The sequence below is a fragment of the Paenibacillus sp. Leaf72 genome (assembly GCF_001422685.1).
GTDB lineage: Bacteria > Bacillota > Bacilli > Paenibacillales > Paenibacillaceae > Pristimantibacillus.
The window spans coordinates 273,809-287,013 of sequence record NZ_LMLV01000012.1 but is presented as its reverse complement, the minus strand read 5'-3'; the positions used below and the strand labels follow the sequence as shown (position 1 = coordinate 287,013).

12 protein-coding genes are annotated in these 13,205 nt (G+C 49.9%); 9 read left to right on the top strand and 3 right to left on the bottom strand.

Annotation, left to right across the window (positions count from 1 at the left end; genetic code table 11):
* Window positions 1-37: 37 nt before the first annotated feature.
* Window positions 38-1,420: an MATE family efflux transporter gene (locus tag ASF12_RS16010; protein WP_235533184.1), complete on the bottom strand. Its 1,383-nt coding sequence runs from the start codon at window positions 1,418-1,420 to the stop codon at window positions 38-40.
* A gap of 611 nt (window positions 1,421-2,031) precedes the next feature.
* Between ASF12_RS16010 and ASF12_RS16005 the strand changes: the two genes are divergently transcribed.
* Both ASF12_RS16005 and ASF12_RS16000 read left to right on the top strand, forming a co-directional pair.
* Entirely contained in the window at window positions 2,032-3,606 is a 1,575-nt protein-coding gene (locus ASF12_RS16005) for a histidine kinase N-terminal 7TM domain-containing diguanylate cyclase (RefSeq protein ID WP_056036507.1), read from the top strand.
* A gap of 10 nt (window positions 3,607-3,616) precedes the next feature.
* Window positions 3,617-4,243 (top strand): NAD(P)-dependent oxidoreductase, encoded by a 627-nt coding sequence (locus ASF12_RS16000; protein ID WP_056036505.1) that lies wholly within the window; start codon window positions 3,617-3,619, stop codon window positions 4,241-4,243.
* Here the strand turns inward: ASF12_RS16000 and ASF12_RS15995 are convergent.
* Complete coding sequence (locus ASF12_RS15995; protein ID WP_056037050.1) at window positions 4,232-4,711, bottom strand: glutathione peroxidase; 480 nt, start codon at window positions 4,709-4,711, stop codon at window positions 4,232-4,234. The genes ASF12_RS16000 and ASF12_RS15995 overlap by 12 nt on opposite strands.
* A 240-nt stretch (window positions 4,712-4,951) precedes the next feature.
* Here ASF12_RS15995 and ASF12_RS15990 point away from each other — a divergent pair, with 240 nt between their 5' ends.
* The 6 genes from ASF12_RS15990 (at window position 4,952) to ASF12_RS33760 (ending at window position 10,797) form a co-directional block, all read left to right on the top strand.
* A complete protein-coding gene (locus ASF12_RS15990) occupies window positions 4,952-5,401 on the top strand; it encodes a MarR family winged helix-turn-helix transcriptional regulator (RefSeq protein WP_056036504.1) in 450 nt (149 codons plus the stop codon).
* Between the two features lie 167 nt (window positions 5,402-5,568).
* Window positions 5,569-5,940: a GntR family transcriptional regulator gene (locus ASF12_RS15985; protein WP_056036502.1), complete on the top strand. Its 372-nt coding sequence runs from the start codon at window positions 5,569-5,571 to the stop codon at window positions 5,938-5,940.
* On the top strand, window positions 5,937-6,833 hold the full coding sequence (locus ASF12_RS15980; RefSeq protein WP_056036500.1) for an ABC transporter ATP-binding protein: 897 nt from the start codon (window positions 5,937-5,939) through the stop codon (window positions 6,831-6,833). The genes ASF12_RS15985 and ASF12_RS15980 overlap by 4 nt, the downstream gene beginning before the upstream one ends.
* Window positions 6,830-7,519, top strand: a complete 690-nt coding sequence (locus ASF12_RS15975; RefSeq protein ID WP_056036498.1) for a hypothetical protein — start codon at window positions 6,830-6,832, stop codon at window positions 7,517-7,519. The genes ASF12_RS15980 and ASF12_RS15975 overlap by 4 nt, the downstream gene beginning before the upstream one ends.
* 204 nt (window positions 7,520-7,723) lie before the next feature.
* Complete coding sequence (locus ASF12_RS15970; RefSeq protein WP_056036495.1) at window positions 7,724-8,761, top strand: Leu/Phe/Val dehydrogenase; 1,038 nt, start codon at window positions 7,724-7,726, stop codon at window positions 8,759-8,761.
* Between the two features lie 329 nt (window positions 8,762-9,090).
* Window positions 9,091-10,797 carry an alpha/beta fold hydrolase gene (locus ASF12_RS33760; RefSeq protein ID WP_081418844.1) on the top strand — a complete coding sequence of 569 codons (1,707 nt, stop codon included), beginning with the start codon at window positions 9,091-9,093 and terminating at the stop codon, window positions 10,795-10,797.
* A gap of 221 nt (window positions 10,798-11,018) precedes the next feature.
* On the opposite strand, the gene ASF12_RS15960 is transcribed toward ASF12_RS33760, so the two are convergent.
* A complete protein-coding gene (locus ASF12_RS15960; RefSeq protein ID WP_056036494.1) occupies window positions 11,019-11,582 on the bottom strand; it encodes a DUF1697 domain-containing protein in 564 nt (187 codons plus the stop codon).
* A 342-nt stretch (window positions 11,583-11,924) separates the two neighbouring features.
* Between ASF12_RS15960 and pepT the strand changes: the two genes are divergently transcribed.
* Window positions 11,925-13,157, top strand: coding sequence for a peptidase T (pepT, locus tag ASF12_RS15955; RefSeq protein ID WP_056036492.1), 1,233 nt, complete (start codon window positions 11,925-11,927; stop codon window positions 13,155-13,157).
* Window positions 13,158-13,205: the final 48 nt, after the last annotated feature.

The window sequence follows — 13,205 nt, the reverse complement described above, 5'->3', positions numbered from 1 at the left end:
GGCAAGCGTATGTCCGCCCGCAAGACCCATTCTGCCATTAATGCGAGGCCGTATGCTCTACAAAGTCCGGTTTCACCAGCGCATGCCGTTCCCACTTCCGGCTCTTCCACCGGAAATACATAATGACCGCGCGCAACCACTCATCCGTCGCAATAGCCAGCCAAATGCCCGCCAGTCCCATATCCAGATGAAAAACAAGATAATAACCGAGCGGCACGCTTATGCCAACCATCGTAACCATCCCGATCCAGAGCGGAAACTTCGCATCCCCGGAGGCCCGCAGCGAATTGACCAATATAATATTGATCGTTCGCCCCGTCTCCAGCACAATGCTGTACAGCAGGACGTTCGCCCCCAGCCGAATAATGTCGGCATCATCCGTGAACAAGCCCATTAGCCGCTCGCGGAACAGCAGCACGAACACCAGCATCACCATCGTCGCTCCGCTGGCCCACAGCACGCTTGCCAATACCTGTTTGTACGCAGCGTCGCTGCGTCCGCCGCCGACGTAGCGGCCTACCATTATTGCCGTACCCATGCCGACCGCCATCGCGAATAAATAGATTAGCACCGATATATTCGAGGCGTACTGCCGGGCCGACAAGGACGCATCACCGAGAAACGTCACATAATACAGAAAGACCATTTGGCAGCTCTGGTACATCACCTGTTCAAAAGCCGACGGAATGCCGATCTTTAATATTTTGCGAATAAATTCCTTCGACATCTTGAAAAAATATTGCAGCTTCACCTTAAATACCATAACCCGATTCATCAGCCAGAAAAACACCAGCATCGCCAGCAAGCGGCTGACAACCGTCGAAATAGCTGCTCCTTCCACCCCAAGCTCGGGAAAGCCGAACTTGCCAAAGATCAGCACGTAGTTGCCGACCAAATGTATAATGTTCATTCCCAATGATACCAGCATGGCTTCCTTCGTGAAGCCGTATACCCGAATAATTGCAGAAAGTGAATTAATAATCGCCTGTAAAAAAATAAAGCCGCCTACAATTCGCAAATAGCTTTGCGCATAGGCCAATACTTCCCCTTGCAGATGCAAGCCTTGCAGAATAACATTGCCGAACAACAAACAAGATAAGCTCATCAGCAAGCCCGCCAACAGATTAAGCGAAATCGCCAGCGCTGACAGCTGTGCAGCCTCAACCAGCTTCCGCGAGCCTATATATTGCGCCACAACAATCGAAGCGCCGTTGCCGATAACCTCCATAACAAGCAGCATAATGTGCAAATATTGATTGGATGCGCCTACGCCGGAAACGGCATTGTCGGACAGCTTGCTGAGCATGAATGTGTCCGCTGTTCCCATCATCATAAACAAAAATAATTCCAAAAATATCGGCCAAGTCAAGAAAAAGAGACTATTGTCCCGATCCCGCTTAACCCCCAGCTTAAATCCCAAGATGTCACCTTCTCCAGCTCATAATCCTAAGGTGAAACGGCTGTCGCCGTCCTTGACGGCGTGGCGCGTTTCATTCCGAGAAATATAGAGAAAGGATGAAAAAAAATCATATACTTTCCTATATTTCAAGCGTAAACGGCTGTCGCCATCCTCTGGCGGCAAAGCTAACGTTTCGCGATGAAATATAGAGAAAGGATGAAAAAATCATATACTTTCCTATATTTCTAAGAAACTCAAGGTATCTTAGCATACTTGACTGGCAAATGCACGAACTAAGGAGCTGCGTGGAAATTAGTATCCGCTTTTATTGACAAAATCTCCACGGTTTTAGGAGTTTTGTCAATAAATTAGCGGTACCTTATTTCGTCGCAGTCTCTAAAGCGGGTTTTATCGGCCTTTTGCCACCCAAGAAGGATGAAAGCGGTTTATGCTTAACATTACCATTCAAATCGCGTATCCTTAAAGGCAAAAAATGTGATACCATTCTAAATAGATTGTTTAGCAACCTGAGAGCGCTTCATTGCAGCAATACCTAATTACTAAGGAGCTGTGAGGAAATTAGCGGTACTTTATTTCGTCGCAGTCTCTAACCAACTGGAGCCATACAACTGATGAATATGACTATCTCCAATTATATTGTTATTGTAACGATTTCCAGCGTGCTCAGCGCCTTGCTTGCCATTTACGGATATTTAATAAAATCCAGCTTTGCCGGAATGAGAGCCTATATCTGGACCTCGATTTGCTCAGCTATCTACACCTTCGGCTTTGCTTTTGAATTGGCAAGCGATTCGTTAGCCGAAATTCGCTTCTGGATTGGCATAGAATATTTGGGACTGCCATTCATCTCCCCCGCTACGCTAGTGCTCATTCTGTACTTTACTGGAATGGATCGCTTCGTTACCCGTAAGATGCTAATCTGGCTCTTTACGATTCCCTTTATTACTTTATTGCTGGTCGTCACAAATGAATGGCATCATATGTTTTACCGTTCGATATTTCTCCGTCCCAATGAATCGGTTATTGTCGCCGATATCGTCTTTGGAGAATGGTATATTATTAATGGCAGCTTTACGTTCGGCTGTCTGGTCGTAAGTGCTTACCTGCTGCTGCGTCAATGGAATCACGCCAAGATGATTTACCGCAAGCAGCTTTTAATGATGGCAGCCGGCATTTTTATTCCCATGACTGCCTCCTTTATGTATTTGCTTGACCTTACGCCACACGGCATGGACATCGTGCCTCCGCTTATGTTTATCACGTCGATTTTGAACATTTGGGCGATTTTGACGTCAAATATTTTGAAGGCTGCGCCAATTGCCAGAGAACGTATTTTCGAAAGCATGCGCGACGGCGTTATTGTGCTGGATATGAGCGGGCGGATTGTAGATTATAATCGGTCGGCGTCGCAGATGATCGCATCGCTGAGGCCTACGGCGATTGGGACGGCATTCAAGGATATATGGCTGTTCCATACGGGACAAGCTGCTGATTTTATTCATTATGATGAGGAATTCAAGCATCATGAGCGGGAAGTAAGGTGGATTCAGCTGCATACGAGCCTGCCGTCGTTCTACCTTGTGCGCTCATCCCCTGTCCACAGCCGCAAAGGCGAGCTGATCGGGAGGACGATTGTCTTGATGGATATTACGGAGAAGGCGATTCTGCAAGAGAAGCTGAAGCAAATGGCTACTATAGATGGACTGACTGGCATATACAACCGCGCTTACTTTTTAGAGCAAGCCCGCTTGCTGCTTCATCAATCGCTGCTGAATCAACAGCCGTTTTCACTTATTTTGTTTGATATTGACCATTTTAAAACGATAAATGACCGCTTCGGCCATGACATTGGCGATTTAGCCCTTTGTCATGTCGTAGCGGTCTGTCAGGAACAGCTTAGCGATAGCGATTTATTCGGGCGGTACGGTGGAGAGGAATTTATTATTTGCCTTCCATCTGCTGCGCCCGAAGAAGCAGGGGAGCTCGCCGAGAAGCTGCGCCGGGCCCTTGCTGGCAGCCCGTTGCAGACACAAGCCGGCACCGTTCCATTGTCAGCAAGCTTCGGCGCAGCTGGCATAACAATTGCAGAGCATGCTGAACTGGACGAGATGATTCGCGAGGCTGATAAGGCGTTGTACCAATCCAAGCATATGGGACGCAATGCCGTTCATATTTTTAGCAAATGAGGGACATCACATGCAAATTACGATATTAGGCGCCACAGGGCGCGTCGGGCGCGAAGTCATGCTGCGCGCCCTTGCAGATGGACATAGCGTCCATGCCTTGGTGCGTTCGATAGAGAAGCTTGAGCTTTCGCATCCGCAATTGAAAGCCATCGTTGGCGATGCCCGCGAAGAAGCTATGCTCAAGCAAGCTGTTGCAGGCAGCAGCGTAGTTATTAGCGCACTGGGCACGGACGGAGGAGATACGCTCTCCTCCTGCTTTCCGGGCCTTCTTGCCGTTATGGAGCAGCAAGCCATCCATCGTCTGGTGACGGTCGGAACGGCGGGTATTCTGGAGAGCCGCACCGAGCCTGGCCTGCTGCGCTATCAATCCAGCGAATCGAAACGCCGGTCTACACGGGCTGCCGAGGAGCATCATGCTGTACTGCGCCTGCTGGAGGCATCTGCCGAGCCATTAAATTGGACGCTCGTATGCCCAACTTATTTGCCGGATGGGCCTTATACTGGCGTTTATCGCAGCGAGCAGGACTATTTGCCTGAAGGCGGGCTGCAAATTACGGTAGGCGATACCGCCGACTTCACTTATAATGAAGCGATTAGCGGAGCCTTCGCCCGCTGCAGAGTTGGCTTAGCCGAGTAGTTTTTTGATATCTTCTACGAGATCTTCCGGCTTATCATTCGGCCCAAACCGCTTGACCACTTTACCATCCCGATCCACTAGAAACTTCGTAAAATTCCACTTGATCGCCTTCGAGCCCAGCACCCCGCGAGCCTCATTCGTCAGGTGCTGGAACAGCGGGTGTGCGCTGCTGCCGTTTACATCGATTTTGCCAAACAGCGGAAAGGATACCCCGTGGTTAAGCTCGCAAGCCTGCGCAATTTCCGCATCGCCCTCCAGCTCCTGATTCATAAACTGCCCGCTTGGAAATCCTAGAACTGCAAGCCCTTGCTCGCCATACGTATCCTGCAATTGCTGCAAGCCTTTGAATTGCGGTGCAAAGCCGCATTTGGTAGCTGTATTTACGATTAGCATCACTTTGCCTTTATAGGGAGCCAGCGTCTCCTGCGCACCTGTAATCTTCTTCACTTCGATATCATAAATGGACATCATAATAACCTCCTTCAAATTTAAAAAAACAACGGTCAGGCTGAAAATACAGCGATTGATTTTGATAAATTTAATTTTATACAATTTAATTTCAATTGTCAAATCGCTTTGCTGAAATTTGCTGCTGCGCATACCGCTTCTTCTTTTGACAGGTTCCGCAGGCAATGCTACAATAGCTTAATTAATTGTACACAACTGATTGCTGCGCATAACCTTGGTCCGGAGGGAGAGACAACTAACATGAATGAAGATGAATGGATGAAGCTCGATAATCAAGTTTGCTTTTCCTTATATGCCTGCTCGCGGGAAATTACAAAGCTTTACCGTCCTGTACTAACGGAGCTTGGCTTAACGTATACGCAATATGTCACCCTGCTGTCCTTATGGGAACAGGACAAGGTGACGATGAAAGAGCTGGGCGCGAGACTGCTGCTCGACTCTGGTACGCTGACCCCGCTGCTTAAGAAGCTGGAAGGCATGAACCTTATTACCCGCATCCGCGATAAAGCCGACGAGCGCAATCTCGTTATTCAGTTGACGGACGATGGCCGCGAGCTTAAAAAACGGGTTGCCGACGTTCCGAAACGCGTTTATGGCGGCCTGGACATTACACCCGAGGAGCTTCATGCTATTCATAAGCAGGTACGAGACCTGCTTGGCAAAATAGAAGCTGCACAGCAGCCGATTTAACAGAGGGCAGTCGGCCCATTTCACCCCAAAAAGGATAGAAGAGCAGATACCCTACTGCCTCTTCTATCCTTTTTTGTGTTTTTTCATATCGGCTGCCTATTGACGCATTGGTTGATCGCATGTATAGTTGGTTACATGAGTAACTAACCAGTTTGGTGGTGGACAATGTGAGCATAAGCATCGACGATAGCAGACCCATTTTCATGCAAATTGCCGAGCGCATCGAAGACGATATTATTCAAGGCCTGCTGCCGGAAGAGTCGCAGGTGCCTTCGAAAAATCAATTTGCAGCCTTTTACCAGATCAACCCCGCCACCGCAGCGAAAGGCGTCAATCAATTAGCGGATCAAGGCATTCTTTATAAGAAACGAGGGATTGGCATGTTTGTCGCAACAGGTTCCAGAGCGCTATTGATGGAAAAGCGGCGTGAGCAGTTTTTCGAGCAGTATGTGGTGACGATGATGCATGAGGCCGAGAAGCTGGGCATTACGCCGGAGCAGCTGTCAGATATGATCAGAAGAGGAGGAACCAAGCCATGAGTCCAATTGTCGAGCTGAAGCGGGTAACGAAAGCTTATGGAAATTTCAATGCCGTAAACGAAGTGAGCTTCGTGCTGGAGCCGGATAAAATATACGGTTTGCTCGGACGCAACGGCGCCGGGAAAACGACGATTATGCATATGCTGACTGCCCAGTTGTTCGCGACGAGCGGCGAGCTGACGGTCTTCGGCGAAGCCCCTTATGAAAACAACCGTGTACTGAGCCAAATTTGCTTCATTAAGGAGAGCCAGAAATACCCGGACAATTACAGCCTGCTCGATGTATTAGAGCTATCCGCCTCTTTGTTTCCAAACTGGGACCGCACCTTCGCTAATACATTAGTCGAGGAATTCCAGCTGCCCTTGAAGCGTAAAATCAAAAAAATGTCGCGCGGCATGCACTCCTCTGTCGGCATCATTGTCGGACTCGCGAGCCGCGCCCCGCTGACGATTTTTGACGAGCCCTATTTGGGACTCGACGCCGTGGCCCGAAATTTATTTTACGATCATCTGCTCACCGATTATGCCGAGCATCCCCGCACGGTCGTGCTGTCCTCCCATCTCATTGATGAGGTCAGCCAGCTGCTGGAGCATGTAATCGTCATCGACAAGGGCAGCATTCTGATTAACGAGGACGCCGAGCTGCTGCGGGGTCGCGCCTACACAGTGGCTGGCTCTGCATCTGAGGTTGAATCGTTTCTCATCGGCAAAACCGTTATTTCCCGCGAGCCCTTTGGCGCCTTGCTCTCTGCCACAGTAGACGGCACGCTCAGCTCAGGTGATCGCAAGCAGGCGACGGCGAGAGGGCTGGAGTTTGGCTCCGTATCTCTACAGCAGCTGATTATTCATCTGACGAATGGCAAAACCGAACGAAAGGCGGCTGATTGGTTATGAATCGCACATTAAGCGTGATCAAGCTGCATCGACGCGATCGATTTAGCTGGTTTTTCATTCCCCTCCTCATTCTCGGCTCCAGTTTTGTTGTGAATTTGCTCATTAGTTGGTTGATCTCCGATACGGAGAACATGTATACAGGCGGAATCTCATCTGTATTGGTCTATATATTCGTGCTGGGCATTATCGTCGTCGCACAGACCTTTCCATTTGCGATTAGCTTCAGCATTAGCCGCTTCAATTATTTTGCAGGTACCATCGTAATGGCTCTAATAATCAGCTTCGGCTCGGCACTCCTGCTGCTGCTTATGTCTATTATTGAAAATCAGCTTACGAACCACTGGTGGTCGGGCTTGTATTTTTTCTACCTGCCGTATTTGAGTGACGGAAATTTGCTCGTACAGCTGCTTACCCTTTTCCTGATCGCTCTGCATTTGTTTTTGTGGGGCTTTGCCTTAGGCAGCTTCTATCGCAAATTCAAGAAAACCGGCATGCTGATTTTGTTTCTTGCATCCGGTGTCGTACTCACCCTTAGCTCCTATATCATTACTCAAAATCATGGATGGCTCGATATTTGGGCGTGGCTCACCAAGCATACCGCACTTGGCCTCTCCCTGTGGCTCCTTCCTTTCATCCTGCTGAATGCTCTGCTATCCTTCCTTTTGCTTAGAAGATCAACGATATAAAAGCTTACTTGAAAGGGGCCGCTTCATCACTCCAGACAGCTGGTGCAAGCGGCTTTTTTCTTGTTCACGCTGCGCCCTTCTAAGCTATGTATTTCCCCCGACTCGTGCATATGCGGTATCGGTATCAAGTTATGCTGCTGTTGAATACATCAATAGTAAACGGCATAACGGCTATGCACTTCAGCAAAAGGGAGGCTGCTATCTATGGACGGGCATAGCGTGAGCGCAAGCTTCGAAGGATTCGAGCAGTTGGACGTGATGGAGGATGCATCTAGCGGGCTCAAAGCGATTATTGCCATTGATCAGACCAAGCTTGGTCCGGCACTGGGCGGCTGCAGAATGTGGACATACGCCTCTGAAGAGGCGGCGATCAGCGACGCTCTTCGGCTGGCGCGCGGCATGACGTACAAAGCGGCGCTTGCCGATATCCCCTACGGGGGAGGCAAAGCCGTCATTATCGGCAATTCTGCCACAGACAAAAGCAGCAAGCTGTTCCGCTCGCTCGGGCGTTTTATTGAGCGGCTTAACGGACGCTATATTACCGGCATGGATCTGGGCACAACTCCGGGCGACATGGATGAGATCGCAAAAGAAACAGGTTATGTGACCGATGTTACCGGCTCGCTGGGAGCAACGGGAAATTTCACAGCGGAAATGACCGCCTATGGCGTATATATCGCAATCCGTATATCGCTTAAGCAAAAATATGGCTCTGAGCAGCTGCAGCAGCGAACGGTCGCTGTACAAGGCCTTGGCAAGGTTGGCTACGCCTTATGCCGCTATTTGCATCAAGCAGGAGCTCGGCTTATTGTCGCTGATTTGAACGACGGGCTAGTCAAGCAGGCGGCCGCACAGTTCGGGGCCACAGCTGTTTCCGTCAACAGCATTCATAAACAAAGCTGCGATATTTTTTCGCCTTGCGCACTCGGCGGCATATTGACCGACGTGACTCTTCCGGAGCTGAAGTGCCCCATCATTGCGGGCGCCGCCAACAATCAGCTGGCGAATGCCAAGCATGATGCCGCCTTGCAGCAGGCTGGCATTTTGTATGCGCCGGACTATGCCATCAATGCGGGCGGCATTATTGTTACGGCGGCTGAGCTTGACGGCAGCTCCGCTACCTATGCCCGCAGCCAGGTGGAGCGCATCAGCGACAGGCTGGCTCATATTTATGCGCTATCCAGCACGCTTCCGCCAGCGGCGGCAGCGGACGCCATTACGCGGAAACTGCTCGCGAAATAAAGCCGCGCACACGATTTAATGTCAGCCAGCATTCCGCCATGAACAGCCGTCTGGCGTCGTGTCAGCTTCGGCGGAATGCGGCGGCGATCGGCTGGCGCTCTCTTTTTTCCATAATCGCACGGAAACTGTGCTTGAATCCGATTAAGCCCCCAAACTAAGATGTCCAACAATTAGGAAACCATGAACAAGCTCCATTCGTATGAAATAGAGCTGCGGTTATTTAACCGCCCTACATAATTCACCCCATGCATCCAGCTATTTTTCTACAGCATCTTATGCCTGATTCCCTCGATGGGACAGGCACACTCTAAAGGAGGACTGAATTTATTTTGAAAAAGCATTTGGCATCTACGATCGTATTTTCCTTGCTGCTCATGGCTGCATTTCCCGCTATGACAGCTGCCGCAGAAACTCTCAAGCTGCTCGTTAATGGCAAAGTCATCACGACGTCTAACGACAACCAGCCTTACACGAGCAAAAACGCCGTCATGATTCCACTCCGAGGTGCAGCCGAAGGACTTGGCTTAAAGGTCAGCTACAATAAAGCGAGCAGCAACGTTCTGCTTGAAGGACAAGACCTCAAGGTCACGTTCAGCTCCGGCAGCTCCGAAGCACTAGTGAACGGGGAGAAGCGCACCTTCGACACCGCTTCGGTTCAGCGGCAAGGACGCCTTTATGTCCCGCTCGCTTTTTTCAGCAAGGCACTAGGATATCAGGCCGGCTATGACAGCACGAAGAAGGAGATCGCAATCGCAAGCCCCTTGTACGAAGCTGAAAGCTGGATTAATCGCGTCATCTCGCTGCTGAACAAAGGAGATTATCAGAAGCTGTCTGACGACTATTTCTCGAATAACCTAAAAGCACAAGTTTCTGTCGAGGCGCTAGGCAGCGTGTGGAAAAGCACGACTGCACAGGCTGACAGCTTCGTTCGTGCGGAGGAAATTGCCGCAGCCAGTGACGATAGCGGCATGACGATTATTACGGCAACCGCCGTTTTCAAAAAAACCAGCTTTAATTTCACCCTTTACGTTAATACAAAGAGCGGGCTGCTCGAAGGCATGCTGATTACGCCAAAGCCCATCGACAAAGAAGCTCCAGCTACGATTGTTGAAGAAGAGGTTACCGTTGGCGAGGGTACTCCTTATGCGCTCGGCGGAACGTTGACTCTTCCGAAAAATGCCACTGGCCCGCTGACAGCGGTCGTATTGGTCCAAGGCTCGGGCGCATCCGATCGCGATGAGACGGTAAGCGGCTATACGCCATTTCGCGACATCGCTTGGGGACTAGCTGAGCAAGGAATTGCGGTGCTGCGCTATGATAAACGCACATTTGTTTACGGCAGCAGCATGACGACAGAAGCTTTTATGAAAATGACGGTGAAGGAAGAAACCATTGATGACGCCATTGTCGCAGCCAAGCTGCTAAAGGCGGATAAACGGATTGACGCCTCCAAAGTGTATGTAATTGGACATAGCCTTGGCGGCATGCTTGCCCCGCGCATTGATGCAGAAGGCGGCGACTTTGCCGGGCTTGTGCTGCTTGCTGGCTCGCCACGCTCGCTATGGGAAATCGTCTATGACCAGAACCAGGCTTTTATTGCTGCCATGGATGATAAAGATCCCGCCAAAGCGGCAAATGCTCAGCTTATAGAAGCCGAATACAAGAAGGCGCAAGCGCTAGGTACGTTGACCGATGCGCAGGCGCAGGCGACGACGGTTTTCTCCCTGCCCGCCTATTACTTTAAGGAAATGGACAATCATCCCGCGAGCGGATATGCCGCAAAACTGACGAAACCAGTGCTTGTCCTGCAGGGCAAGGATGATTTCCAAGTATTTGCGAATAAAGACTATGTGCTGTGGGAGGAGCTGTTCAAAGGGAAATCGAATGCTTCCTTCAAGCTGTACCCAGGCCTTAACCACTTTTTCGTCGATTACAGCGGTGAAGGAGAAGGCACGTTAGCCGAATACAACCATCCAGGCAGCTTTGCTGAACCCGTCATTTCCGATATCGCCAAATGGCTGAAACAGCACGCTTAGCACTTATTATTCAACTCATACAACGAACCGCCAGCTTGGACAGGGAAGCTTTATGCTTCCTTGCTGCCAAGCTGGCGGTTTCTTATTGAAATATAGGAAAGGATATTCTAACGCCATCCTTTCTCTATATTTCTCGGAATGAAACGCGCCGCGCTGCCAAAGGACGGCGACAGCCGTTTCACCTTGAAATATAGGAAAGTCTATCGTAACGCTATCCAGGCTTATTCGCCTTTGAGCAGTTCCTCCATGCCTGCAGCGAGGCTGAGCAGCTTGTTCATCGTCTGCCAGTTCCGCGAAGTGGCAGCTACGCCGAGTTTTTTTTCCAATAAATTATTCGAAAACATCGACTTGCGCACGCTTTGGCGGCAATAAATATACACTTCGCTATCGTGCAGGCGATAGTCGTCCACCTCGCTGCTGCATGCGAGCAGCCGCTGCTTTCCTTCTTCCGTAGGCGCGTCCGCGAGCAGCGCGACATAAATATTTTCACCCTTCTGAAGCTGATCGGCATCAAAAGGGCTGCTTGCGACAATCGTAGCCAGCTCCATATTGGTACGTAGGACGACTGGAACGTCAAATCCGAATACAGCCGTAATTTCCTGCTGGATTTGCAGGCGCAGCTGAGCTGCTGGAGCATCTGATTCGAACAGCACATTGCCGCTTTGAATATACGTTTTGACCTGCTGCAAGCCAAGCTGCTCGAACATCCGCTGCAAATCCTGCATTTTGATCATTTTATGCCCGCCGACATTAATGCCACGAAGCAACGCTATATAAATGGCCATCCAACAGCACCTGCCCTCTTCTCAATAATCCTAAGTATAGCATGTACGGCCCCGCGCGCGAACGCTGCTGTAATTGTGATAAAATAGAAATAAACCTAGAGATACATACAGACAAGGTGAAACGGCTGTCGCCGTCCTCTGGCGGCGCGGCGCGTTTCAGTCCGAGAAATATAAGCTAAGTATAAAGAGAAAACTTATACTTTCTTATATTTCAAGCGTAAACGGCTGAAGCCGTCCTTTGGCGGCAAAGCTTCCGTTTCGCGGGTGAAATATAAGCCTATTTATACGTGTAAACTTATAAATTCTTATATTTTGAAATAGAGGAAAAAGGAGCATGGAAGCATGAAACAGGAACTGATGGAACGCTTTATTTCTTATGTTAAAGTGAACACGCAATCGGATGACCGCAGCGAGACTTGTCCGACGACCCCGGGTCAGCTGGTACTTGCCGACCAGTTGGTGGAAGAGCTGATGAAGATCGGCATGGAGGAGGTAACTGTGGATGAGAACGGGTATGTGATGGCTACACTGCCTGCCAATACGGACAAAACGGTGCCGACGATTGGCTTTCTCGCCCATATCGATACTGCGCTGGATTTCACCGGTGAAAATGTAAAGCCGCAAGTGGTCGATAATTACGACGGCGGCGACATTGTACTGAACGAAGCGTTGTCTATCGTATTGTCTCCGTCCGCTTCGCCTGAGCTGAGTCAATATGTGGGACATACGCTAATTACGACTGATGGCACGACGCTGCTGGGCGCAGACAATAAAGCGGGCATTGCCGAAATTATGACAGCGATGGTGTATTTGATTCAGCATCCTGAAGTGAAGCATGGAAAAATCCGCGTCGCCTTTACCCCGGATGAGGAAATCGGCCGTGGGCCGCATCGTTTCGACGTTGCCGCATTCGGTGCCGATTATGCCTATACGATGGATGGCGGGCCGCTTGGCGAGCTGCAATACGAGAGCTTTAATGCAGCTGCCGCCCACATTATTTGCAAAGGCACGAACGTGCACCCTGGCACGGCCAAGGGCAAAATGGTCCATTCGGCGAAAATCGCCATGGAATTGCACGGTCAGCTTCCTGCCGATGAAGCGCCGGAGTTCACCGAAGGCTACGAAGGCTTCTATCATTTGATTCAAATGAGCGGCGATGTGGAGAAGTCCGAGCTGCGCTATATTATCCGCGATTTTGACCAAGAAGGCTTTGCGGGACGCAAGCAGAAGCTGGCGGACATCGTCAGCGGGCTAAAGCTTAAATATGGCGAGTCGAGCATAGAACTGAACATTCGGGATCAATATTTTAATATGCGCGATAAAATTGAACCGGTTATCGGCATCGTAAATCAAGCGAAGCTGGCCATGGAGAATCTCGGCATTAAGCCGGATATTAAGCCGATTCGCGGCGGCACCGATGGCTCGCAGCTTTCCTACATGGGGCTTCCTACGCCTAATGTGTTCACCGGTGGGGAAAATTATCATGGCCGCTACGAATACGCTTCGGTCGACAATATGCTGAAAGCCGTTCAGGTCATCGTGGAAATTGCTAAGCTTGCGGAAGCAGAAGCTTAATAGAGCTCCTGCAGCATTAGCTTACAATTTCAAAAGTAAAAGAACCTT